This is a genomic window from Eggerthella guodeyinii (assembly GCF_009834925.2).
In the GTDB taxonomy this organism is placed as follows: Bacteria; Actinomycetota; Coriobacteriia; order Coriobacteriales; family Eggerthellaceae; genus Eggerthella; species Eggerthella guodeyinii.
Genome location: NZ_CP063310.1, coordinates 4,042,056 through 4,066,641, shown reverse-complemented (window position 1 = coordinate 4,066,641; position 24,586 = coordinate 4,042,056). Strand labels below are relative to the sequence as shown.

Genomic DNA, 24,586 nt, shown 5'->3' with positions numbered 1-24,586 from the left:
GGCCATGAACTCGAACAAACTGCGTACCGTCGTGGCGGCTGCGGTGTTCGCCGTCCTGTCGCTCGGCCTGATCGCCGGTGTGAGCATGGGAACCCTTTCGGGCTTCGGCTGGGAGACGTTCTCGGCGCTGTGCCCGCTGGGCGCGCTGACCACCATGATCGCCACGAAGACGGTGGTGCCGCGCGCGGTGGTGTCGCTTGTCATCATGGCGGTGCTCGTGCTGGTGGTGGGCCGCGCGTTCTGCGGATGGATATGCCCGGTGCCGCTGCTCGACCGGGTGCGCACGTTCTTCCGCTCGCCCCGGAAGCGCAAGGAGCTCGAGCAGGCGAAGCGCGCGGAGATGCGGGGAATCGCGAAGAGCGAGCTGGGCTGCGGGCACGCGTGCGGCGAGTGCTCGTCGTGCAAGGAGGTGCGCACGAAGCTGGACTCGCGCCACTACGTGCTGGGCGGCGCGCTGCTGTCCACGGCCCTCTTCGGCTTTCCCGTGTTCTGCCTCGTGTGCCCCATCGGGCTGACGTTCGCCACCGTGTTGGTGGTGTGGCGCCTGTTCGCGGCGGGCGACATGACGTGGTCGGTGGTGCTCATACCGCTGCTGCTGGTGGTGGAACTCGTGTTCCTGCGCAAGTGGTGCACGCGCTTCTGCCCGATGGCGGGTCTCATGAACCTCGTGTCGCGGTTCAGCACAACGTGGCGGCCGACGATCGACGAGTCGAAGTGCCTGGAGACGGTCGACGGCGTGGCGTGCAGCAGGTGCGCGATCGCGTGCGAAGCCGACATCAACCTGCGGCATCCCGATTTCGGCGAGCGCACGTTGGCCGACTGCACACGATGCCGCGCCTGCGTGGACGCGTGCCCCGCGAAGGCGATCAGCATGCCGTTCGTCGTGAAGAAGGGCGCCGGCGCGGATGCGGGCACGGTGGTGCTGGCGGATGCCGACGAGCGGTCGGTGGAGTGATGGGCGCGCGCGAGGGCGCCCGGAGCCCTCGGGGAGCCCGGGGGGCGCGCAGCATCGTCGGCGTGCTGGACGGGGTGTCGAGCGAGGCCATCGTGGTGCATCAGGAGCGGTGCGCGAGGGTGCGTAACCGCAACGTCTCGTGCTTGAAGTGCGCCGATGCGTGCACGTCGGGCTGCATCGCGCTGGTGGACGGCGAGCTGGCGGTTGATGCGGCGAAGTGCGTCGGGTGCGGCACGTGCGCGACCGTCTGCCCCACGTGCGCGCTTGAGGCGCGCAATCCCAGCGACGCGCAGCTGATGCAGGCGTGCCTGAGCGCGCGGGTTGGCGACGAGGTGGTGGTGGCGTGCGAGCAGCTGCGCCGGGCGGCTGGCGGGTTGTTCGACGAAGGACGCGTCGCGCAGGTGGTGTGCTTGGGGCGCGTGGAGGAATCGCTGATCAGCGGGCTTGCGGCCGCGGGCGTGCGCCGCGTGCGACTGGCGTGCGGCTCCTGCGCGCGCTGCGCGCAGGAGCACGGCGCGGCGACGGCGCGCCTTGTGGCGAGCACGTCCAACGCGCTGCTTGAAGCCTGGGGCAGCGATGCGCGGGTTGAAGTGGTGGAGGGCGTGCCGGCGAGTGCGCGCGCCGAGGGGGTCGCCGTCGACGAGGCGGCGGCCGCGATGGCGGCGTACTTCGCCGAGCCGCGCGGCAACGAGCGGGTGGCGGCTTCGCCGGCCGATCCTGCGGCCGCGGGACCCGTTGCGCTTCCGCGCGTCATGAAGGACGGGACGCTTCCCCATTTCGTGCCGGACCGCCGCGAAGCGCTGCTCGACCATCTGGCGCAGCTTGGCCAGCCGGTGCGGCAGAGCGTGGCGACGCGCTTGTGGGGCTGCGTGGTGATCGATGGGCTGGCGTGCTCGTCGTGCCGCATGTGCGCGACGTTCTGCCCGACGGGCGCCATCCGCAAGTTCGATCGCGACGACGGCACGCTGGGCGTCGACCATGTTCCGGGCGACTGCGTCAAGTGCGGCAGCTGCCGCGACGTGTGTCCCGAAGGCGCCATCAGGCTGCTCGACGAGGTTCGCCCCGCGTACCTGTTGGACGGCGCGGTGCATCGCTACGTCATGACGCCGCGGCCGGTGGAGCTGGGCACCGCTCAGCAGATGGTCGAAACCATGCGCCTGCGCATGCAGGGATCAGACATTTTCGAAAGGTAAGCGCCCCGTCTTCCTCTTCGCTCAGGGGCGCTGTGCCCGGCCCTCGCTTACCGGAACCCCCCTCCTCCGGTAGGCGAGGGCTTTTTGCCGCCGGTTGCGCGCGCCGCGACGCGCGATCGTCTGCGAGCCGCGTCTGCGGAGGCGGTTTTCATGTCGAACAAGGCCAGCATGCACAAAAACCAACGCTGTGAAGCGATTCTGAGTGTTTAGGCGCGCGCGAGGGCTTTCCGGGTGCTTCGACAGCGCTCGTCCTTGGCATCGCCCCAGTTCGCAGGGTTTGAACGTGTTTGCGTGTCGGTCGCTGGGCTTCACGGCGGTGATTTTTGTGACTCGGGGGGGCGATGCGGCATCGGGCTCCCGCACCTTTCGTCCTACCAGTGGCAGACCACGACGTCGCCGGATTGGATGATGCCGAAGAGGTCGGCGGCCGAGCCGACGGGGAGGTTCACGCAACCGTGGCTGCCGCGACCCTGCTGGTACAGCGTGCCGCCGAACGCGGCCTGCCAGTCGGCGTCGTGCAGACCGATGACGTTGCCGACGAAGGGCATCCAGTAACGCACCGTGGACTCGTACTTCGAGCCGTCGAGGTTCGTGCCCTTGAGCACCGAGGGGCTTGCTTTCTGGTTGAGCCAGAACACGCCCGTGGGGGTGTTGTGCGCGCCGTTCGGCGTGCCGCTCACGCAGGGGGCTTCCCAGATCAGCGCACCGGTTTCGTCGTAGAAGCGCACGTACTGCTCCGACAGGTCGATGTCGCAGTAGCGCGCCGACCAGTCCTGCGCGCCCGCGCCGTTGTAAGCCGTGCCGGTGGTTTGGCACGGGATGTCGACGGCGCCGACGGTGCCGTTCGCCACGCCGTCCTTCACGAGGTTGACGAGCGCTTCGCCGTCGGTCAGCCAGCCGTATGGGCCGCCGACGACCGTGATCACCTTGCCGTCGGGGCGCGTGTAGGTGCGCTCGGTCCCTACGGTGTCGCAGGCGGCTTCCAGCTCCTTTGCCCAGGCGATGAGCGCCTCTTCGTCAAGCGAGGGCGCGAGGTTCTCGTCGAAGCTGATCCACGTAGCGACGAGCGCGGGGTTGACCTCGGCGGCAACGTCGCCGCCCATCATGAGCTGCATATCAGCCTTGACCAGCTGGTTCGCTGCTTGGACGGCCGCTTGCAGCTTGGGGTCCGTGGCGGGCACGGCGGGCTGCTGGAGCGCATCGGTGGTCAGCTTCACGGTGGGCTGCACCGACGCGACGGCCGCGCCGATGGCTTTGGCCACCGCATCGGCGTCGAGGGCGGTGCCGGTTGCCTCGGGCTGCACGGCGAAGGCTTCGGTTTGCTCGTCGAAGGCGACGACGGCATCGGTCGGCGGCGTGGCGGTGGCGTTGAACTTGTCGACGGCGGCGCGCACGACGGTTGCGAGGTTGCTCCCGCTGGAGGAGGCGGTCAGGCTGTCGGTTTCATCGTGCGGCCGGGTGATCTCGAGCGGCCACAGCCAGGGGTTCGTATTGCCGAGCGCGGCGGCGGTGATGGCCTCGCCGTCGAACGAGACGCCGGCGTCTTTCGCGGAGAGCTTCATCGAGAAGCCCTGGCCCGAAACCGCTACGGCGTAGTCGTCCAGGGCATCGTCGAGCGTGGCCTGCACCTCGGCGGCTGTCTGCAGCGACACGTCGTGGTTGCCCAGCGTGGTGTTCGGCATGAAGCGGCCCGAGAAGTAGATGCCGCCGGCCACATAGGCGATCAGCAGCAAGCCGACGATGGAGCCGGCGATGATGCCGATGATCTTCGGCGCCGAGAGGCGTCGGCGGGCGGGTTGTTCGGGGAAGCTGGCGTGTCCGGGCGTCGGGTCAGCGGGTGCGGCGTGTTTCATGTGGCGTCCTGGCTGGATGTGGTGAACTTGCATCGTTCCTGTTGAGCGCATCGTCCATTCTAAAGGAAACCGCCCCAGGGCGGTAGGGTGAGTTCTTTCATCACGGTAATCGGTTGAAGCTGGCTGGTGCAGCGTATATAATACAGGCGAGCCGCAGGGAGCTGCTAACTCCCCACGGCTCTCGGACTCGCTTCGGCGGTTCGGATGTTATTGTTGTCCCGGTTCGTCCCTAGGGGACGACCGGGGTTCATCTTTCGACCGCGCTTGTAATGCGAGCGAGGCCGCCCCGACCGCCAAGCTGCCGAAAGCGGCTATCAGGCCGAGAACCTGCAAGATGACTCCGGTAAGATCAAAGACAATACCATCCATAGAGGACACCCCCTTCCGTTGTCTAGAATCGGAATTGGACGTAAAGAGGGTGCTATCCTCCCCGCCTGGCGGGTTCGTACTTCCCATTATAACGAGCCCGTCTTACGCGCCGATGGCGCGTTTCCAGCGTAGAACTTTCTCGATCTTGCGCGAATCTTACGCGCTCCGAACGCGGATCCCCCGCGGGTTGCTTCCGGATCCGGCGCGGTTCTTACGCGCTTCGCCGCGAAATCTAGCGGGTTTCCAACATCGCTCGACGGCGGCATCGCGCAACGTCGGATGTTTCATGTGAAACATCCGAGGGGAGAGTGCTCGGCGAAGGGCGCTTGGCGAAGGGGGCACCGCGGCGCGTCCGGCAGCCGGATGGGCCGCAGCGACGGGGAGGGGGCTACGTTTCCCGCTCGGGGTCGTCTTCGATCGAGAGGATTTCTGCTCCCTGGCGCTTCTTCTCGGCGCGCAGGGGGAGGTATTCGCTGATCACGATGCCGGCGAAGATGAGGGCGAAGCCGGCGAACAGCGGCCCGGTGAGGATCTCGCCCAGGAACAGCACGGAGAACGTCACGCCGAACACCGACTCGGTGGCCAGGAACAGCGACGCGGGCGCGGGGTCGACGTGGGCCACCGCGAAGTTCTGCAGCAGCAGCGCGATGCACGAGGCGAACACGGCCAGGTATCCCAGGCTCATCCAGGTGTCCAGTCCCAAGCTGGCGAACGCGGGCATCGGCTCGAACGCGAGCCCGGCCGCGAAGCCCAGCACGCCGGCCACCAGGAACTGCACGACGGTGAGCAGCGTCATGTCGCGGCCGCGCGCGTACTTCGCCGTGTACAGCACGTGCAGGCTGAGGAAGAACGCCGACAGCAGCGTGATCAGGTCGCCGAAGCGCAGCGAGAATCCCGACAGCCCCGCGAACGACACGCAGCCCACGCCGGCCACGCACACGAGCGCGGCGGCGATGTTGAAGCGCGTCGGGCGCGGCCCGCGCAGCGCCCATCCCAAGAACGGGATGATCACGCAGTACAGCGACGTGAGAAACGAGCTGTTCGAGGCGGTGGTGTCGGTGAGCCCCGTCGAGTTCGCCCAGTACGACAGGAACAGGAACACGCCCAGGATGGCACCTTTTTTCAGGTGGTCGACGTCGAGCGCGCGCCTGAACCGCGGCAGCATGACGACGCCCAGGATGATCCCGGCCGCCGTGAAGCGCACGCCCACGAGCCATGCGGGCGGGAACTCGTCCACCGTCGATTTGATCACGACGGTGCCCAGCCCCCAAATGGCAGCTGCCACCAGGAGGAACGCTTTGTACGTCCAAAGCGAGCGAGGGGTATGTTTCACGATGCGAGCCATAGCGCAGCATCATAGCACGCGCGCAGCCGCCCCGCCCCTGCGATGTGCGCTTACTCCTCGAACAGCGCGATGACGTCGGTTTTGGAATGCGCGCCCAGCTTCGCGTACAGGTGTCGCACGTGCGTCTTCACCGTGTTCTGCGACAGGAACAGCTCCTGCTCGATCTCAGCGCGGCTCTTTCGCTGCGCGATCAACCCCATGATCTCGGCTTCGCGGGCGGTCAGCTCGTAGCGCGCGGCCAGATCGTCGCAGCGCGTCATGAACCGCTCGCGCGGTCCCGGCACGTGCAGCCGGTCGGCCAGCGACAGCCCCGACGCGCCCCAGTCGCCATTCACGGACTTCTCGCTCATCCAGATGACCACGCACACCAGCACCAACACGATGCCCGCCAGCGCGAATCCCACGAGCGACATCGGGTCGGCCAGCAGGTCGGTCTGCCACAGGGCGCGGCGCGCCATGATGCCCGCGAACAGCGCGGCCTCGCTCGACGCGCGCGCGATGGCGAACAGTCGCAGGCTGGGAACTTCGAAACGGTAGCATATGTTCGCCAGCATGAGCAGCACGAAGAACGTGAACCACACGTAGGCGAACCGCATGAGCACCGACACGACGTAGCCCTGCATGGGGGCGACAAAGGGGATGATGGCGAACGCGACGATGGAAACCGGCAGCCCCACCTTCGCCAGGAAGCGCGCGTCGAAGCGGTCGCGCTTCGCGACGGCCATCACGAGGATGACGACGCCCACGATGCCGGTGGCCGCAACGCGATGGATGGCCCCGACGTACTCCGTTGCCGAGAGGAACGCGCCCGAGAAGCTGGATAGCAGGCCGGCGATGGCCATGATGACGATGAGCTTCCAGGGGATGGGGTAGCGCACGCCTTTCGCCACGGCGCGCTCGACTGGCAGCAGGCGAAAGCTCAGGTGCGCGCACGCGAGCGACGCGAGGGGCAGGATCGCGGTTGCGATCACGCCGAACGGCGTCTCCATCGTGGAGATGACGAACGACACCGCAGCCGCCGCGAAGCAGGACAACGCGCCGTATATGAGCGTGCGCGTGGCTCCCATCTGGCTGTAGGCCTCGGCCCACAGGCAGAACAGCACCGCGCCGCCCACGGCGGCAACGATGCTGGCGGGGACGATGAGCGCTTCGCTCGCCTCGCCGGGGATGAGCACGAGGCCCACGGCCGCCGTGCCGATCGCCGTGAGCGCAACCGCCGTCCACGAAAACGCCTTGTGCCGGCTCAGCCGACCGATGCGCGGCGCGAGCAGCGCGAACACGAGGAACGTGCCGATGTCGCCGATGCGCATGCCCGTGTCGAATGCCGTGCGCAGCGCGGGAACGAATGCGTCTCCCGGGAAGATGGTCGCGACGTGCGTGCAGCACAGCCAGGCGATAAGCAGGCCCATCCCCAAGAACCGCAGCGGATACATCAGCGCGGACAACGGCTCGTCGTCGCCGGCCTGATCCGCGGGTGCCAGCGCGCGCACCACATCGCTTGACTTCATCGAAACCTCCTGTTCGTCGTGCCATTGTACCAGGGGTGAACGCAGGGGTGAATGCGGATTCACCCCTGCTCGCGGCAGTTCACCCGCGACAAACCGCCTGGCGCGGGGCATGCTTGCCCCAGCGCCTTGGGAGGGCGCCGCGCCGGTTCGAGCGAACGGGCGCAGAAGATTTCTCTAGGAGGGAACGCACATGAGCATGTTGAAGAGCGCGAACAGCGGACTGTCCCGTCGAAGCTTCCTGACCCTGGGCGGCGTTGCGGCTCTCGGCGGCGCGGCGGCCCTCGCCGGCTGCGCCCCGCAGCCGGCGAGCAGCGCGAACGCCGACGCGAAGAGCGACGATGCGGCAGCATCCACGATGCAGACCGCCGACCAGACGAAGGAATGTGACATCGCCATCGTAGGCGCGGGCGGCGCGGGCCTGTGGGCCGCGGTCGAGGCCGTGCGTGCGGGCAAGAGCGTCGTCGTCATCGAGAAGGGCGGCAACGTAGGCGTGGCGAACGGCTCGCTGGCGGGCGGCCCCTTCATGGTGGGTTCGAAGCTGCAGCAGGAAGCCGGCGTCGAGTTCACGGTGGAAGAGGCGTTCAACCATATCATGGAGTACGCCCACTGGTCCACGAACGCTGCGGCCGTCAAGGCGGCCGTCGCCATCTCGGGCGAGACGGTCGACCAGTTCACCGACGACTTCGGCGTGCCCACGGGCATGCGCCCCGACAACTACGGCGCGGGCCACGCCTCCGTGCGTGCGAACTTCCAGGGCGACACCGACGCGCAGGTGCGCGGCGAGGAGCGCATGAAGCCGCTGCAGGAGTTCGTGGAAAGCAAGGGCGGCGAGTTCCTGTTCAACACGGCGGGCAAGCGTCTCATCATGGAGGACGGCACGTGCACGGGCGTGCAGTGCGAGGGCGACGGCGTGACCGACGTGAAGGCGAAGGCGGTCATCGTTGCCACGGGCGGCTTCCTGGGCAACGTCGACATGATGCGCGAGAAGTTCGGCACCTTCGTGAACCCGCTGGGCAACGTGCTGTCCGTGGGCGAGGGCATCGACATGGTGCAGGCCGCGGGCGGCCAGCTGTCCACGCAGTGGGGCATCGCGGGCAACGAGTTCACCGGATCCAACCAGAAGGCCGACGGCCTGTACGACCGCAAGAGCGCCGCGTTCACCATCGGCATCTACGGCACGCTGCTCGTGAACAACCAGGGCCGCCGCTTCTCGAACGAGGGCAAGTTCGCGAACCTGCCGCTGGCGCTGGGCGGAGCGATCTCGCTTGTGGGCGGCACGTATTACGCGGTGGTCGACCAGGCGTACGTCGACGGCCTGAACGCGGGCACCGACGCGTGGACGTTGTGCGGCGCCGACGAGGTGAACTGGCGCACGGGCATGATGACGCTCAAGGACAAGCCGCTGGAGAACGTGCAGGGCAGCATCGACGAGGCCGTGGACGCGGGCTGGGCCTTCAAGGCCGACAGCATCGAGGCATTGGCCGAGGCCATCGACGCGCCCGAGCTGGTGGAGACGCTCGAGGAGTACAACGGCTACTGCGCCGACGGCAAGGACGAGCAGTTCTACAAGCCGGCCTGCTTCCTGCAGCCGGTGACCACCGGGCCGTTCTACGCCTTCCAGTACGAGCCCAGCGCGTGGGTGACCATCGGCGGCATCCGCACGAACGACCGCTTGCAGGCCATCGACGGCGAGGGCGCGGCCATCCCCGGCCTGTACGTGGCCGGCGCCGACAACGGCACGCTCATGAGCGCCCCGTACTGCGACTACGAAGGATACTCGCTCATGTGCGCCTACTGCGGCGGCCGCCTGGCCGGCCAGTACGCCGTCGAAACGATCGACGCGTAAGGCGCGCTTGCGGCACCGCGCTCCGTGCGGGCGCGGCGCCGATCGACCAACCAACTCGCTGGGACGCGAGCGCTTCCCCTCCCTCCGCGTCGCGTCCCCTGCATTTCGCCGCCCCGGCTTGCGCAAGCCGGGGCGGTCGCTATTCGCGATGCAGGTTGGTCCGAGGCGCGAAACTTGGCAAGAATTTCGAGGTAGGTAAATCAATTGCGCTGGAAAACGACCATCTCGCTAGAGTCTCTTCGCATAATGCCTGATCAAATTTTTTGCAGGGCTCTTTTCTTGGAGTAAACCTCGACTAATATTTACCTACCTCAATATTTTTGCCACAATTGGGGCCTCGGGGCGACCGGTTGTCGCGTGCTCAGCCCCTGTTCCCTCGGCGTGTCGATTCGCCATCTGCTCGGTGACCGCTCGGCGACCGTGGCGCGCATGCGGCGACAGCGTGGTACGCTGGGCCGTCGAAGACGGTGATCGAGGAGGTGCGGCATGCCCACGCTCAAAGAGGTGGCGCAGGTGGCCGTGGAAGCGCGGCGCGACAAGGGTTCGGGCTCGGGAAAGCGGCTGCGCGAGATCGAGCGCATCCTGCGGCACCATCGCGTGCTGTCGGGCCTCACGCCGCAGGAGGCCACCAGCTTGCTGGAGGACCTCGGCCCCACGTTCGTGAAGATGGGGCAGATCGCGGCGAATCGCAGCGACGTCATCCCTCCCGCGTACGCCGACGCGTTCAAGCGCCTGCGCGCCGACGTGCCGCCCATGCCGTTCTCCACGGTCGTCTCCACCATCGAAGCGTCGCTCGGGCATCCGTGGCAGGAGACGTTCTCGTGCATCGAGGAGCAGCCGCTGGGATCGGCCTCCATCGCGCAGGTGCACAAGGCGTGCATCGCGCCGCACGCGGTGGGCGATGCGGAGGCGGGTTCCGGCACCTCGGCCGCGCCGCTGCCGCCCGACGCCCCGTCCCCGGGGTCGTACGTGGCCATCAAGGTGCGCCGTCCGAACGTGGTCGAGCAGATGACGCAGGATCTGGCGCTCATCCGCCAGGCCGTCGCGCTCGTGGGCCTGACGCGCGCGACCGACGGCATCAAACTCTCCCTCGACGACCTGGTCGCCGAGCTCGAGCGCACCACGCACCAGGAACTCGATTTCTGCATCGAGCAGCACAACCTCGTGCGGTTCCGCCAGTTCCTCAGCGACCAGCCCGGCGTGGAAAGCCCGCGACCGTACCCGCACATGAGCTCGGACGACGTGCTGGTCATGGACTTCGTCGAAGGCCCCATGATCAACGACGTTCGCGCCCTGCGGCAGCGGGGGATCGATCCGGCGAAGCTGGGCCAGCGCCTCGCCGAAAGCTACGTGACGCAGATCGTGGACAACGGCTTCTTCCACGCCGACCCGCATCCCGGCAACATCCTCGTGCGCGGCGACGATATCGTGTGGATCGACCTCGGCATGGTGGGCGAGCTGTCGGCACTCGAGCGCGCGCTCATCGGGCGCATGTTTCGCGCGGTGGCCGAGAACGACGCTTACGCGCTCATGGAAGCGCTGCTGGGCGCCGCGCGCGCGGAAGGGCCCGTCGACCACGGGCGCCTGCTCAGCCAGCTGGGCAACCTGCTGGTGTCGTACACCACGGTGAACCTGGCCGACATCAACGTGGGATCGGCGCTCATGGACGTGTTCGGCGTGCTGCGGTCGCAGAACCTGGCCCTGCCGCCGTCGTTCACGCTGCTGGCGCGCGGCATGGTCACCATCGAAGGCGTGCTCGTGGACATCGCGCCCGACACCAGCGTTATCGACATCATCAGCGAGCATGTGAAAAAACGCGCGCGCACGTGGGCGTCGTTCGAGACGAAAGCGCGCGAACTTGCCTCAAGCGCCCTATCGTCGGCCGAAGCCGCGGTGCACCTGCCCACCCAAACGTCTCACACCCTCGACATGGTGAATCGCGGCCAGATCCGCGTCGGGGCCGACCTCGGCATCCCCAACGACGCCATCGCCGCGCTCTACTCCGTCAGCGGCACCGTGGCCATGGCGCTCATCTCCGCCGGCCTCTTCATCGGCTCAAGCCTGCTGGCCACCACGAACATGCATCCCCAGCTGCTGGGCGTCCCCCTGCTCGGCGTGCTGGGCTACCTGGGCGCCTTCGTCCTGGGAGCCTACGTGGTCTGGCGCAACCTCCTCATCCGCCACCGCCAAAAGAACGAGGAGAAGGTGGGCTAGGGCGATCTCTTCTCTATATAATCGTGGAGCCGGCGCGATGCCGGCTCCTGGGGTGCTTGGTGCTTGTGCTTGGTGCTTGGAACGCTGGGGCGCTTACGCGAACACCACGATGGAGGCGGGGTCCTTGATGCGCAGGGCGGCCGTTTCCATGATGCGGAACGTGTGGTTGAAGTTCGCGAGCTCCAGGTAGCCCACCGACAGATCCAGGCCGATGGCGAGGTCGAGGTACTCGGGCTCGGCGCACACGAGCACGGCCTTGCCGGGGCCCATGACGCTGGTCATGTAGACGTTGTCGCCGATGAGCTTCTTGATGCGGTCGATTTCCAGCAGGCCGGTGTTCGGCTGCAGACGCTGCAGGTCGAGGAACAGGTCGGGCGACACCACGAGCGCGTAGCGGCCGAGGTAGCCGGTCTTGGCCAGCTGCGCCACGCCGGAGGTGACGTCGGCGAAGCTGTTCTCGCCTTGGGACCAGTCGCCCTTCTTGATCTTGGTCGAGCCCTTCACGGTGAGCAGGCCGTCGGCGCCGAGGGTCTTGCTGCCGTTGAGGATGAGGTCGTCTTCGCGGCGCGACGCCTTCTTCGCGGCGGCGATGGCCACGGACAGGTCGAGCGGGTAGCCGGTCTGGGCGGCGTACTCCATGTCGCGGCTGAGCAGGGTGAAGTCCTCGTAGAACAGCGGCAGCTCAAGCTGCGTGCGGCCGACGATGCGGCCGATGCCGTCCTCGAGCACCTCTTCCTTGTTCACGCCGTCGACGGCCACGGTGGTCACGCCGGCGCCCAGCGGGCCGAACACCTTGAGGAAGCGGCGGCAAGTTAGCTGATTGCGGGCCGTGCCCACCACGGTGCTGTCAATGCGGTTCCACAGCTCGACCGAAAGGTCGGCTGATTCGCGAGCGAGGTAGTCCATGCGGGACTCCTTTCTGAGGAAGATGGCACATGCGATGCGTACGAATGTTTCACGTGAAACATTCGTACGTCATCAGCGGAAACGGTTAGGACAGGTCGCCCACGGTGGGGGCGGGGGCGGGCTCGGAGGGTGCCGGGGCGATCTCGCCGTCGGTCTTGATGCCGAGCTCGGCCAGCTTCTCCTGCACTTCGCCTTCGCCCTCGAGGAAGAACTCCGTCTCCGTGGGGTCGAGGTGGCGCATCAGCGTGATGAGCTCGCCCATGTGGGCCTTCTCCTCGTCGCGGATGTCGGCGAGCACGGCCTTGGCGGCCGGGTCGTCGGTGGCCTGGTAGTGGGCGTCGTACAGGAAGATGGCTTCAAGCTCGCCGGCGATGTCGATGCGAAGCGCCTGCATGAGCTCGGCGTTCGTCATCTTGCGATCGACGTTGCCTGCAAAGGGGTTGGGGAAACTGGGCATGGGGTCCCTCTCTTTCATCATGATGGTCGATGCTCTTCTCCTGCCCGATATGATACTCCGTTTATCAGGTTTGCGGTGTAACGATAGGGTTATTATTGATAATAGTTCTCAATAACTACACGTTAGAGAAGGGCCGAACAGGGCGCGCGAGTCGGGGTTCACCGCGTGAAATAGTAGGATTCCAGCAGGTATTCCTGATCGTATTTCTCGGCGAGGACGCGGAGTTTGCGCTTCGCGGCCTGCCGATCGTCGCGTTCCAGCAGGCGCTCGAACGACACCCGCTCGCGCGGGGTGGCGTGGTCGGACACGTAGCCCCACACGTGCTGCGCGGCGTTGCGGAACGACCCGGGGTCCACGGGCGTGGCGAGCGCGCGTTCGACGGTCTCGTAGAACGGGATGGCCGGCCACGTGCGCTTGTCCTTGAGCAGCGCGCGCAAGGCCAGGTAAGCGGCCTGGTCGTGCTCGAGCACGGCGTACTTGTAGCGCGCCCATTCGCGCTCGAGTTCGGCGAAGCGGCTGCGTTCGCTCGTACACAGGATGCACTTGAGGGCCGAGAGGTTCTTGTCCTTCACCTCCAGCATGATGTCGGGCATGCCGATGCCTGCGGCGCCGCGATGTTCCGCCAGCTCCCGGTAGAATGCGAGGAAGGGTTCGAGCGCGATCGTGTCGGTGTGGCTTCCCAGCCTGCGGCCGGGAGCTTGCTGCGCGTAGTGCATCTTCTGCACGCCGTCCTCGGGGCCCCAGGTGGCGGCCGCCTCGTCCAGCAGCGTACGCCAATCCGGCGCACCGGGCTCGTGATTCAGCTCGTGGTGGAGGATGTCGAACACCACGGGCGCCCCGGTGGCGCGGCTGAGCGCGAGCGCGTCCTGGGCGGTGAACAGCCGATCGTCGTTCTCGATGACGAGCCGTCGGCGCACCGCGGAGGGAAGCGCGCCGTACGCGTTGGCGAACCGTTCGAGCGCGCGCGGCTTGTCGCCGTACGCGCCGCCCACGTGCAGGACGATCTTGGCGGTCGCGTCCAGCTCAAGCGCGTCGAGGAACGCCGCGTGATACGCCAGGTCGAGCTTCGCGCGCTCAACCACGTCGGCATCGGGCGAGTTCAGCACCGTGTACTGCCCGGGATGCATGCTCAGCCGGATGCGATGGCGCCGCGCCTTGCGCCCGAGCGCCGCCAGCTGCGGCTCGAAATCGTGCACCCAGTCGAGCGCGTTCACGGGGCTCGATCCGAAAGGGATCGCGTCCGAGCTGATGCGGAACAGGCGGATGCCGTTCTTCGCCTGGTAGTCCAGCGCGGCGTCGAGCGCGCGCAGGTTGCCGTCGATGACCTGGGCCAGGCGCTCGGGCGTGGCGAGCCGCTGCACCACCGACTGCATGCGCGCCGCAGGCACCGCCAGCGTCTTCGATGCGTAGCCGATGCTCACGATGCCTCCTTTCCCGTCCGATCCGTCCGCTCCATCATACGCGAGCGTCGGAAGAGGCGGGATGCGCGCAGGCCACCGTCGAAGCACGATCCCGTGACGGCTACGCCGCCTCGCCCGAACCGGCCGCCTCGCCCGCGTCCGCGTCTTCGGCGCTGCGCTTCACCAGCTTCCGGTACGCCACCACGCCCACCGCGGCCAGCACCGCGGTCAGCACGGCCACGAGCGCCGCGCCCAGGTAGTTGCCGTCGCCGAACGCGCCGGCCGCCAGCGTGGACGAGACGATGGAGGGGATGCGCCCCACCGTGGTCAGCGCGACGATGCGTCCGATGGAGCTCGAACCCAGGCCCGCCACGTAGGTGAGCAGGTCTTTTGGCGTGCCGGGAATGAGGAAGCACAGGAACAGCAACAGCTCGAAGCGGCGCGAGTCGCGCAGCCAGCGCATCGAGGTGATCTTCTCGGGCGAGAAGAACAGGCCGACGACGCGCGCACCGAACGAGCGCACGAGCACCATGACCACCGCCGTTCCCAGCGCGCTGGCCACGAGGCACCACAGCGTGCCCTCGAGCGCGCCGAACGCGTAGCCCGCGCCCAGCTCAAGCGGCTCGCCGGGCAGGAACGCGAACACCACCTGCGCCATGTTGGCCAGCACGAAGACGACGCGACTCAGCCATCCCGTCTCGTCCACCCATGCGCGGAAGCGCGGCGCGTCGGCGACGAACGCCAGCAGCTCGGGGCCGTAGGCGATGCAGAGCGCGCCCAGCCCCGCCGTCAGCGCCAGCAGCCCGACGATCACGGCGACGCGCTTCTTGACGAGCGATCGCCGCTCCCCGTCGGCGGGGGCGTGGCGCTGCTCGGCGGCCTCGCCGAGAGGTGCGTGTTGGCCGCGCAGGGAGGCGACGTCTTCCATGGGATGCTCCGTTTCTCGGGTGCGTTTTCTCGGGTGCGTTCGGTACGCTTCCGATGGTACGGAGCAAATGTCTACCGGCTGTCTACGCTCTCGCACAAACCCAAGGAGAACCGCGCGACCACCCGCGCGCCGCCCTCCTCGCGGTTCTGCAACGCAAGGTCGCCGCCGTGCTTCTCGCACATGAGCGACGCGATGTTCAGCCCCAACCCGAAATGCTCGGCCGAGGGAACCTCGCTGAAGAAGGGCGCGCATCCGCGCTCGAGCGCCGTGGGCGTGAAGCCCGGCCCGTCGTCCTCCACGATGAGCACGAGCGCGCCGTCCCGCACGTCGATACGAGCGTCCACCTGCGACGATGCGTAGCGCATGGCGTTGTTCAACAGGTTTTCGGCCACTTCCCCGACGATGCTCTGATCCACGCACAGCGCGGGCCGTTCGCGGTCGCAGCGCACGCTGACCGACAGCGCGAACGCGCGGTCGCCGCACGCGGCAAGCCCCGCGCCCGCATCGTCGATCATGTCGGCCACCTCGTCGAACGCGGCCGGGCGCGCGACGACGGCGCGATCCTCCAGCTTCTGCAGCCCGCTCATGGCCTGGACGTAGCGCTCGAGGCGCTCCGCCTGCGCGGCCAGCGAGGCGACGGAGGCCGCCAGGCGCTCGGCGGGCGCGTCGCCGGCCTGCACGTGCGCCTCGAGCAGTTCGATCTTGCCCTTGAGGATGGTGAGCGGCGTGCGCAGGTCGTGGGCGAACGCCGCGTTCAGGCGCTTGCGCTCCTCGGCCGTGCGCCACAGCGCGCGCTGCGACTCGGCCAGTGACGCCCGCATGGCCTCGAACGACGTGGCAAGGTGCCCCAGCTCGTCGTCGCGGTCGTACGATACCGAGAACTCGAGGTTCTGCTCGGCGATGTTCTTCGCCGCCCGGTCGAGCACGGCGAACCCGGGTTCGAGGCGCTTGCCGAAGAAGCGCCGCGCCGCCGCGAAGATGCACAGGCCGAACCACAGGGGGAACATGAGGAACGTCAGCAGCCCGAACAGGGTGGACAGCGCTTGCGCCCCCTCGGAAGGGGGCGTGTTCAAGTAGTAGCCCACCGCGGACGTGAGCAGCCCGACGGTGTCGCCGTCCTGGCCGTCGCCGCCGAAGAACGACGCGTAGGGGCTGTCGGGGTTGGCGACCAGCCAGGCGTCGAAGCGCTCGCGCGCCAGCGCGTCGTAGGCGGGCAGCTCGGCGGGCGTGAGCTCGGCGTCTTCGGGCAGCTCGGGCAATCCCGACGTTTCGGGCGTCTCGATGCTGAGGGCGCCGTCCTCGTCGCTGGCCGAGCCGTACAGGTACGTGCCCGCCGCGTACTGGTAGTCGCTCGCATCGGTGATCTCGACGAGCGACGACAGGTCCACGAGCGGCATCTCGCTCACGTCGCCGCGCACGGTTTGGACGAACACGCTGCTGCCGTTCTCGTCGATGTCCACGGCGCGTGCGGGAACGAGCACCTCGTTCTGCGCGTCGTAGAGGTACAGCCCCGACTCGTACGCGTCCTCGGTCGCGCTGTGCTGCAACGCGCTGAACATGCCGGCCGTCACGGTCGACATCACCAGCGCCAGCAGCAGGAACCCCAGCATGTACACCATGAACGAGGTTTTGAGCGACACGTTGTGCCACCGTGCGCGCAGCGCGTCGAGGCGCCCGCCGCTCACGCGCGCCACCGGTACCCCATGCCCCACACGGTTTCGACCGGGTCGGGCGCGGCGCCTGCCGCGGTCAGCTTCTTGCGGATGCGCCGGATGTGCTCGGTCACCACCTGCGAGTCGCTCTCGTTCTCCCAGCCGCCCACGCGCTCGTGGATGCGGTCGCGTTCGAACACCTGGCCGGGATGTTTCGACAGGAACGCAACGATGTCGAACTCGCGGCGCGTGAGGTCCACGGGCCGCCCCGCTACCGTCACGGTGCGGGAGCGGTAGTCGATGGCGATGTCGCCGTCGAAGCGCACCTCGGCGCGCACGTGGTGGCGGTTGTCGCGGGCGAGGTGCGCTTTCACGCGCGCGCCCAGCACGGCCAGCGAGAACGGTTTCAGCACGTAGTCGTCGGCGCCGGCCTCGAAGCCCTCCAGCGCGTCGACGTCTTCGACGCGCGCCGTGAGAAACAGGATGGGGCAGGTGAGGTGCTCGCGCAGGCGGCGGCACACGGCGTAGCCGTCCATGAGCGGCATGCCCACGTCCAGCACGATGAGGTCGGGGTTCTGCTCGGCGCGCTTGAGCGCGGACGCGCCGTCCCCGGCGGTGAGCACGCGATAGCCCAGCCCCGTGAAGTACTCGTCCAGCAGCGCGACGATCTCGGGTTCGTCGTCGACCACGAGCAGCGTGGCTTCGCCGCCCCGCTCGATCGCTGCAGCTTCCTGTCCGCTCACGTTCGCTTCGCTCCTTCGCATTCGCCTTGTCGCACACGGGGCGAAGCATAGCATGAGAATGTCAAGAAACCATCAACGCGCCCGAGCGGGGCCGGCATGCCGTCCGTCCTGCCGCCGCCTTCAAGCGGCTGCCTTCAAGCGGCCGCTACTCGTTCGTGCCTTCCTTGACGATGAGCACCGGCACGTCGGCGTTGCGCAGCACGTAGCTGCTGACGCTTCCCAGGATGCCGCGCAGCGCGCCCAGCCCGCGCGAGCCCATGACGATGAGGTCGCACAGGTTGTCGATGGCGTACGTTACGATCTGCCCGCCCGGCTGCGTCTCCTGCAAAAGCTCGATGTACACCTTGTTCATGAGCCCGGTCAGCAGCGGATCGATTTCGCGATGCAGGGCTTTGCTCGCTTCCTCGGTGACTTCCTCGTAGGTTTTCTGGAGCGTCGCCGACGACGCCACGGTCTGCTCGTCGCGGCCTTCGGCTTCCAGCTTGTCGATGGCAAGCTGGTCGGTGTCGATGATCTGCACGATGCGCAGCGTCAGGCCGGGGTCGTCCTTCGCGAACCGCACCGCTTCGGAAAGCGCTGCCCGGGCGGAAGCCGATCCGTCGTAGGGAATCATGATGTTGTCGTACAGCATGGTGCATCCTCTCTCGCGAAGGCCGCTCGATGCGTCCAGTATACCAGCCGCGCGCGAAACGGGGCCGCCGCGCGGTGCGCTCGCGGGCGACTGGCACCGGGTTGTCACCTTTTCCGGGGACATAGAAATATGTGAAAGTCAAGCCAATTCCGATTGCATTTACCCTGATGGGCGCATTGAAGAACCGGCGTTTGACTGGTATGATCAAACGCGTATGTTCTCCTACGAGACTGGGCTGCCGATGCGTCCCCCGGACGCGTCGAGGACGCCGGGGGAGACGAACAGATACGAGGACACGATGGACGATCGTGATATTGCGGCACTCTTTTGCGAGGAAAGCCAGAGCGCGATTTACGCGTGCGACCCCGATTCGTACGAGCTCGTGTACCTCAACCGCGCCTCCCTCGCCCTCTACCGTCCCGAGGGCGATTACCACGGGCAGCTTTGTTACCGCGCGCTGCACGGCCGAAGCGAGCCCTGCCCGTTCTGCACGATGCAAAAGCTCTCGTCCGAAGGCGAGCTGAGCTACGGCCGCTACGACGAGCGGCTCGACCGCCATTTCCTCTGCCGCGACAAGCTCGTCGACATCGGCGATGGCCTGGTGCGGCTGCAAATCGCGAACGATTCCACGCTTGAAGTGGAGGAACGCCGCAGCCTCGAGGCGCGTCTCGCCGTCGAGAAAACGCTCGTGCAGTGCGCCCAGATGCTCTCGAGCGACGCGAGCGGCGGCGACGGGCTGAACGACCTGCTGCGCATCATCGGCGAGTTCTACGATGCCGACCGAGCCTATCTGCTGGAGTCGTCGTTGAACGCCACGCTGGTCTCCAACACGGTGGAGTGGTGCGCCGACGGGATAGAGCCGCAGATCGACTTCGTTCAGAACGTGCCGCTGTCCGAATTTCAGCGTTGGACCGACCTCTTCGACGAGGTGGGCATGGTGCGCATCGTCGACCTGGAGCACACGGTCGATCACGATTCGATGGAATACGAGGTCCTCGCCCCGCAGGGCATCACCGACCTGCTGGTCGCGCCGCTGTACGAGGGCGGCGGCATCATGAGCGGCATGCTGGGCATCGACAACCCGCATCGCAACATCGACGAAGCGGGCCTGCTGCGCTCGCTCACCTACTTCGTGCAGAACGATCTGGAGAAGCGCCGGCTGCTCAGCCGGTTGGGCGAGCTGTCGCACACCGACGGGCTCACCGGGGTGGGCAATCGCAACAGCTACATCGAACGCCTGGTGAGCTTGGTGGACCAGCGTCCCCAGACGTTCGGCGTCGTGTTCGCCGACATCAACGATCTCAAGCTGGAGAACGACACGCGCGGCCACTCCTTCGGCGACGCGATGATCCGGCGCGCGGGCCAGCTGGTGCGCGACCTGTTCCCCCGCGATGCGTACCGCATCGGCGGCGACGAGTTCGTGGCGTTCTGCGTGGATGCGACGAAGGAGGAGTTCGACGAGCGCGTGCGCCGGCTGAGCGAACTGGCCGAATCCGACGGGTCGCTGACCATATCGGTGGGCTCGTCGTGGAGCGATGATCAGGAAGCGCCGGGCGACCTGGTGATTCGCGCCGATCGACTGATGTACGAGCAGAAGCGGTGGTATCACCGCACCGCTCGAGGACATGGCCCCGGCGGCGAAGCGGGTGGTTTCGCGTGAAGCGGAAGGTGTCGGGAAGAGGTCTGATCGTCGTCGTGCTGTGGGTGCTCGGCGCGATCATGCTCATCGCGTTCTTGATGCAGGTGCGCAGTTTCGCGGGCATCATCAACGACTCCGGCGTGGTGCGCGGCGGCACGCAGCGCGTCGTGAAGATGGAGCTGGAAGGCGAGCACGCCGACAAGACCGAAGCGCGCGTGTCGATGCTGCTGACGGAGCTCAAGCAGGGCGAAGAGGCGCGTCCCTTCAAGGGGTCGGAAACCAGCGACTACATGCTCAGCATCGAGGCGGTCGAGCGTCAGTGGGGCCTGATCCTCGACGAGATCGACCGCATCGACCAGGGAGCCGGCTCGAAGGAGACGCTGCTCGCGCTCAGCGAGACGCATTTCGAGCTGGCCGACAAGATGGTGATGGCGGCGCAGACGCGCGCCGAGCACGACTTCCTGCTCATGGGTATCATCTGCGCGGCGCTGTTCCTGCTGGCAGCCACCATCATGCTGTTCATGCGCAACGACCGAATCGCCAAGCTGCGTGCCGCGTACTTCGTCGACTCGCTGACGAACCGCAAGAACATGCTGGCGTTCGAGGAGCAGGCGGCGGAAGTGGCGGCCGGCGCCGAGGACGGCGCGTTTCTCGTGGTGTACACGAACGTCTCGAACTTCCGCTACGTGAACGAGTCGTACGGCTACGATGTGGGCGATCGGCTCATCGTCACGCTGGCGCGCCTGCTCGACGGCGCGTGCGGGCGCAACGAGCTGGCCGCTCATGCGAACGCCGATCACTTCGTGCTGCTGCTGCGCGCCGAGCCGAATCGGGTGGAGCGGCTGTGCGAGGTCATCGAGGAAAAACTGCGCGAGGCCCCGGATCTGCACTTCGCGAACATGCTGTCGTTCGGATGCGGCGTGTGCGCGATGACGAAGGCGACCGGCACCATCCCCGCAGCCGTCAGCAACGCCATCGCCGTGCTGAAGGGCGCGGGCGATTCCGGCAAGGTGGCCTATTTCGACGACGCGTTTCGCGCGGGCGTGGAGCAGAAGAATCGCATCGAGCAGCGCATGGACTACGCGCTGTCCCAGCACGAGTTCCTGCTGTACCTGCAGCCGAAGAACGATCTTGCCGACGGGTCGCTCGTCGGCGCGGAGGCGCTGTGCCGCTGGGAGTCCGAGGACATGGGCTTCCTGCCGCCCGACGAGTTCATCCCCGTGTTCGAGAAGAACGGTTTCATCGTGCAGCTGGACTTCTTCATGCTCACGCGCGTGTGCCAATGCTATCCGCTCATGCCGCCCGACGGCGACGAGGCGCTCGTGGTGTCGGTGAACTTCTCGCGCGTCACCGTGCTGCGCGAGGGCTTCGAGGAGCGGCTGGTGCGCATCGTGGACGGCGCGCATGTGCCGCGCGCATGCATCGAGATCGAGGTCACGGAAAGCGCGTTCGTCGTGAACGAGGACGCGGTCATCGACAAGCTCATCTCGCTTAAGCGATGCGGGTTCCGCCTGGCGATGGACGACTTCGGCACGGGGTACTCGTCGCTCAACCTGCTGCGGAAGCTTCCCATCGACGTGCTGAAAATCGACCGCGGCTTCCTGTACGAGGACGCGGAGACGGGGCGCACGCGCGCGGTGCTCAAGGGCGTGGTGGACATGGCCAACGACCTGGGGTTGACGACGGTGTGCGAGGGCGTGGAAACTTGGGAGCAGGTGGCCATGCTGCACGAGCTGGGCTGCGACGTGGGCCAGGGGTACGTGTACTCGCGACCGCTGCCGCTTGATCAATTCCGCGAAAAATTCGCCACGGGGGGGGGGCGTCTAATTCCTATGCCGAAGCTGGAGGAACGAACTCGTAGCTTGTTTGGGAGCTTGTCCCTTCCAGCAGCGTTTCGCCGCGCTTGACGAAGCTGAAATGCGCCGGCACGGCCGGGCTCTCGTGGATCGTGCGGTCCATCAGGCCCTGGGCGGGCGCTTGCAGCGCGTGCCCGCGATCGTCGAGCACTTCCACCCGCAGGCTCATGTCGCCTTGCCGCACGTCGGCGATCGTGGGCGTGTGCTCCACGATGTGCACCCCGCGATACGTGGCGAAGCGGTACTCCTTCGCGCCGAGGGTGACCACGCCGATGCAGCCGGTGAAGCGGATCGGGCCCAACGGTATCTCGGCGATGGCCAGCATGAGCGACGCGTCGCGCTGCGGGTCGAGGCACTGCACCCAGAAGTAGCTGCTGGGAAACGTGTGGCCCCGGTCGCCCTCCATGTAGCCCAGCCCGTCGTGCAGTTCCATCGTGGCGCCGTTGAGGCAGACTGACCCCGACACCAGGTGGCGCATGCTGAACACCGTGTGCTTCGTCTCCATCGGGAGGTGCGCGAACGGGCCCATGATGTCGGAGCGCAGCGGCAGCAGGTTGTAGTAGCGCACGGTGCCCGTCAGCTCGAAGTCCGGCTCGCTGATGTGCAGGTACATGCCGTACGGCGTGAACAGGTTGGCGCCCACGCGCATGGTGTCGCCTTCGTGGTGGAACGCCTCAAGCGGGTACGGCACGAAGCGCGACCCGCGGTTCGTGACCACCTGAACGAACGCCGAATCCTGCGCGCGTCCCGGTATGACGGCCAGCACGTCGTCGCCCCGCTGCTGCTTCATGTACCAGCCCTCGTAGTACGGCTTCATGGCGCGCTCCTTCAGTCGAGTTTCGGCCGATACTAGCATCGCGCCGCGCCCAGTCGCGGAAGCGTAAAGGAGGCGGAGGGGGATGGTGAGAAAAGAAACAGGCCGCCGGGTTTCCCTGGCGGCCTGATCTTGTTCGTGGAGCCAACGAGCGGATTCGAACCGCTGACCTACGCATTACGAGTGCGTTGCTCTACCAGCTGAGCCACGTTGGCATACGGCTTCTAAGCGAAGCGCGAGTAAGCAGTATATCGGAACCCCCGCACTCCCGCAAGGGGTTTTACGAGAAAAGAGACTCCTCGCGGGGGTGGTCGAATCGGGAAAAAGGTGTTCGGGGAAATCTCACCCACTTGGTGTGAAGGCTTCCGATGCCTCCTTTCTACACTGGGGAGACGAACGGCGCGTGTGCGCCGGAAGATCAAAGGAGGGAAACCATGAGCATGGCAGCATATGATCGCAGGAGTTTTCTCAAGGGCGCATTGGTGGCAGGAGCGGCTACGGCGACGGGGGCGATGTTGGGCGGTTGCGCTCCTCAGCAAACTTCGTCAACCGTATCTGAGTCGGCAAACGGAGCGCAACCTATGACGGCCACTGAATACGAAAGCCTAACATGGAGCTTCGAGGTTCCTCCCGAGCACGTGGACGAGAGTCAAATCAAAGAGACGATAACCGATGACGTTATCGTGATCGGCTCAGGTGTTTCGGGTCTCGTCGCTGCGGCTTCCATCGTGGGCCACGGAGGGCATTGCACGCTTTTTTCGGCCGGAACAAAGGCCGTCTCGCGCGGCGGTTCAAATCATGCGGTAGGAACCAAGACGCAGGCGCGGCTCGGGCTTGACTACACTCCCGAAACCTCAGCGGCTTACTTCAACAACGAAATTGCGCGCCAGGGGTATCGCATGGATTCGCGCAAATGGTGGAAGTGGATCAACGGTTCCGGGGAAGCTATGGACTGGGTTACCGACATTATGGACAAGGCGGGGTATACGACAACGCTCGAGCTGCCGTATCATGATCCGAATGGGACGTTTTCCATCCCCTCGGGCGCACATAACTTCTACGGTCCGGAGATCGAGAACAGCGCCAACGACGGTGAGCCGCTGCTTACGGCAACGCTCGAGCGCTACATTCTCGACAACGGTGGCTCCATCACGTACAACACGAAAGCCGAGTATCTCGTTCGCGAGCATGAGAATACGGGGCGTGTGAGTGCGGTGGTTGCCACAAACGTAGACGGAGATTATGTCAAGTACGTCGGTACGAAAGCCGTCGTCATGGCGACCGGTGATTTTTCGGGCGACCCCGACATGATGGCCAAGTACTGCAACGCTTTCGCCGATTACGTTGCAGAGAGCGCGGGCGACTACGATGCCGAATTCCAATTCGGCGGGTTGATGCCGGGCGATGGCCAAAAAATGGGTTTATGGGTGGGCGCCGCATGGCAGAATACGACGCCAAGCGCACCGATGATCGGCTGGTACGGCTTCCCTGCGCCGTGCTCCGATCAAAACCATCCAGGCATTCTGCTGAACGTCGAAGGCCAGCGCTTCGTCAACGAGGACACTACCTCGGTCTATGCAGGCTACGCGATCAGTGGCCAGACTGAGAAGAAGGTATTCGCGGTTTGGGATTCCGAATTCGCTTATCGGTTCGATACGTGGGAAGGCCTGGGCAACAACATGGATGGTCTTGGCGTCACCCCTGTGACGGCTGAGGAAAAGGCTGCGGAATTCGAAGCGGGCGTGAAGGAGAAAACGTACGTGAAGGGCGATACGGTCGAAGAGGTTCTCAAAGCTCTTTCAGAGCAGGGAGGCATCGACGTCGATGCCGCGAAGGCTGCTATTGATCGTTACAACAATGACGTGGCGGCGGGTCTTGATTCCGAGTATCACAAAAGCAAGGATTACCTGATTCCTATCGAAAAGGGCCCGTTCTACGGGCAGTATAACCAACTGGGCCCCGCTCAGTTCCTTTGCGTGCTCGGAGGGTTGCGCACCTCGCCCGATTGCGAAGTGTGCGACGAGGACAATAAGCCCATCGAGGGTTTGTACAACGTTGGGTCGATGATGGGCGACACCTTCGGGACGTTCTACAACTTCCGCGTTCCCGGACAGAATCTTGGAATGACGTGCATTACCTTCCCGTACTTGCTCGGAAAGGAGCTCGCTGAGAAGTAGTCTCAGGGAGATCGTCATAAAGCGTGGCATAATCAAGGTCGGTGAGCGGATGAATCGGAAGCCACGGTTGGTTTCCGATTCGCCGTTTCCTCGTAGAGGT

At 66.1% G+C, this 24,586-nt stretch carries 18 protein-coding genes and 1 tRNA gene; 7 read left to right on the top strand and 12 right to left on the bottom strand.

Going from position 1 to position 24,586, the window contains the following annotated elements:
• Positions 1-4 precede the first annotated feature (4 nt).
• Both GS424_RS17385 and GS424_RS17380 read left to right on the top strand, forming a co-directional pair.
• Positions 5-955 carry a 4Fe-4S binding protein gene (locus GS424_RS17385; RefSeq protein WP_160940893.1) on the top strand — a complete coding sequence of 317 codons (951 nt, stop codon included), beginning with the start codon at positions 5-7 and terminating at the stop codon, positions 953-955.
• Complete coding sequence (locus GS424_RS17380; protein WP_160940894.1) at positions 955-2,148, top strand: 4Fe-4S binding protein; 1,194 nt, start codon at positions 955-957, stop codon at positions 2,146-2,148. Before GS424_RS17385 ends, GS424_RS17380 begins: the two co-directional genes overlap by 1 nt.
• A gap of 371 nt (positions 2,149-2,519) precedes the next feature.
• Here GS424_RS17380 and GS424_RS17375 read toward each other — a convergent pair whose 3' ends face one another.
• The 3 genes from GS424_RS17375 to GS424_RS17365 form a co-directional block, all read right to left on the bottom strand.
• On the bottom strand, positions 2,520-4,001 hold the full coding sequence (locus GS424_RS17375) for a L,D-transpeptidase family protein (protein ID WP_160940895.1): 1,482 nt from the start codon (positions 3,999-4,001) through the stop codon (positions 2,520-2,522).
• 757 nt (positions 4,002-4,758) lie between these two features.
• Positions 4,759-5,715, bottom strand: coding sequence for a DMT family transporter (locus GS424_RS17370; protein ID WP_160940896.1), 957 nt, complete (start codon positions 5,713-5,715; stop codon positions 4,759-4,761).
• Between the two features lie 50 nt (positions 5,716-5,765).
• The gene (locus GS424_RS17365; RefSeq protein ID WP_160940897.1) at positions 5,766-7,223 is read right to left on the bottom strand and encodes a helix-turn-helix transcriptional regulator; all 1,458 of its coding nucleotides are present in this window, start codon (positions 7,221-7,223) and stop codon (positions 5,766-5,768) included.
• A gap of 190 nt (positions 7,224-7,413) precedes the next feature.
• Between GS424_RS17365 and GS424_RS17360 the strand changes: the two genes are divergently transcribed.
• Both GS424_RS17360 and GS424_RS17355 read left to right on the top strand, forming a co-directional pair.
• A complete protein-coding gene (locus GS424_RS17360; protein WP_244977614.1) occupies positions 7,414-9,069 on the top strand; it encodes an FAD-dependent oxidoreductase in 1,656 nt (551 codons plus the stop codon).
• Positions 9,070-9,555: 486 nt separating this feature from the next.
• Positions 9,556-11,283 carry an ABC1 kinase family protein gene (locus GS424_RS17355; protein ID WP_160940898.1) on the top strand — a complete coding sequence of 576 codons (1,728 nt, stop codon included), beginning with the start codon at positions 9,556-9,558 and terminating at the stop codon, positions 11,281-11,283.
• A gap of 93 nt (positions 11,284-11,376) precedes the next feature.
• Here the strand turns inward: GS424_RS17355 and GS424_RS17350 are convergent, their stop codons facing one another.
• The 7 genes from GS424_RS17350 to GS424_RS17320 form a co-directional block, all read right to left on the bottom strand.
• Entirely contained in the window at positions 11,377-12,189 is an 813-nt protein-coding gene (locus GS424_RS17350; protein ID WP_154332525.1) for a family 1 encapsulin nanocompartment shell protein, read from the bottom strand.
• 85 nt (positions 12,190-12,274) lie between these two features.
• On the bottom strand, positions 12,275-12,667 hold the full coding sequence (locus tag GS424_RS17345) for a demethoxyubiquinone hydroxylase family protein (RefSeq protein ID WP_244977613.1): 393 nt from the start codon (positions 12,665-12,667) through the stop codon (positions 12,275-12,277).
• A gap of 137 nt (positions 12,668-12,804) precedes the next feature.
• The gene (gene uvsE / locus GS424_RS17340) at positions 12,805-14,067 is read right to left on the bottom strand and encodes a UV DNA damage repair endonuclease UvsE (RefSeq protein ID WP_160940899.1); all 1,263 of its coding nucleotides are present in this window, start codon (positions 14,065-14,067) and stop codon (positions 12,805-12,807) included.
• 100 nt (positions 14,068-14,167) lie between these two features.
• Positions 14,168-14,974, bottom strand: a complete 807-nt coding sequence (locus GS424_RS17335) for a TVP38/TMEM64 family protein (RefSeq protein WP_160940900.1) — start codon at positions 14,972-14,974, stop codon at positions 14,168-14,170.
• A 71-nt stretch (positions 14,975-15,045) separates the two neighbouring features.
• Positions 15,046-16,668, bottom strand: a complete 1,623-nt coding sequence (locus tag GS424_RS17330; RefSeq protein WP_160940901.1) for a sensor histidine kinase — start codon at positions 16,666-16,668, stop codon at positions 15,046-15,048.
• Positions 16,656-17,369 carry a response regulator transcription factor gene (locus GS424_RS17325; protein WP_244977612.1) on the bottom strand — a complete coding sequence of 238 codons (714 nt, stop codon included), beginning with the start codon at positions 17,367-17,369 and terminating at the stop codon, positions 16,656-16,658. The genes GS424_RS17330 and GS424_RS17325 overlap by 13 nt, the downstream gene beginning before the upstream one ends.
• A 145-nt stretch (positions 17,370-17,514) precedes the next feature.
• Positions 17,515-18,000 (bottom strand): universal stress protein, encoded by a 486-nt coding sequence (locus GS424_RS17320; protein ID WP_154332522.1) that lies wholly within the window; start codon positions 17,998-18,000, stop codon positions 17,515-17,517.
• Between the two features lie 298 nt (positions 18,001-18,298).
• Between GS424_RS17320 and GS424_RS17315 the strand changes: the two genes are divergently transcribed.
• Both GS424_RS17315 and GS424_RS17310 read left to right on the top strand, forming a co-directional pair.
• On the top strand, positions 18,299-19,660 hold the full coding sequence (locus tag GS424_RS17315) for a GGDEF domain-containing protein (protein ID WP_160940903.1): 1,362 nt from the start codon (positions 18,299-18,301) through the stop codon (positions 19,658-19,660).
• The gene (locus GS424_RS17310; protein ID WP_160940904.1) at positions 19,657-21,546 is read left to right on the top strand and encodes a putative bifunctional diguanylate cyclase/phosphodiesterase; all 1,890 of its coding nucleotides are present in this window, start codon (positions 19,657-19,659) and stop codon (positions 21,544-21,546) included. Before GS424_RS17315 ends, GS424_RS17310 begins: the two co-directional genes overlap by 4 nt.
• On the opposite strand, the gene GS424_RS17305 is transcribed toward GS424_RS17310, so the two are convergent.
• Both GS424_RS17305 and GS424_RS17300 read right to left on the bottom strand, forming a co-directional pair.
• The gene (locus GS424_RS17305; protein ID WP_160940905.1) at positions 21,470-22,312 is read right to left on the bottom strand and encodes a stress response protein nst1; all 843 of its coding nucleotides are present in this window, start codon (positions 22,310-22,312) and stop codon (positions 21,470-21,472) included. The genes GS424_RS17310 and GS424_RS17305 overlap by 77 nt on opposite strands.
• 136 nt (positions 22,313-22,448) lie before the next feature.
• A tRNA-Thr gene (locus tag GS424_RS17300) sits at positions 22,449-22,524 on the bottom strand.
• 219 nt (positions 22,525-22,743) lie between these two features.
• Between GS424_RS17300 and GS424_RS17295 the strand changes: the two genes are divergently transcribed.
• A complete protein-coding gene (locus tag GS424_RS17295; protein WP_160941080.1) occupies positions 22,744-24,486 on the top strand; it encodes an FAD-binding protein in 1,743 nt (580 codons plus the stop codon).
• Positions 24,487-24,586: the final 100 nt, after the last annotated feature.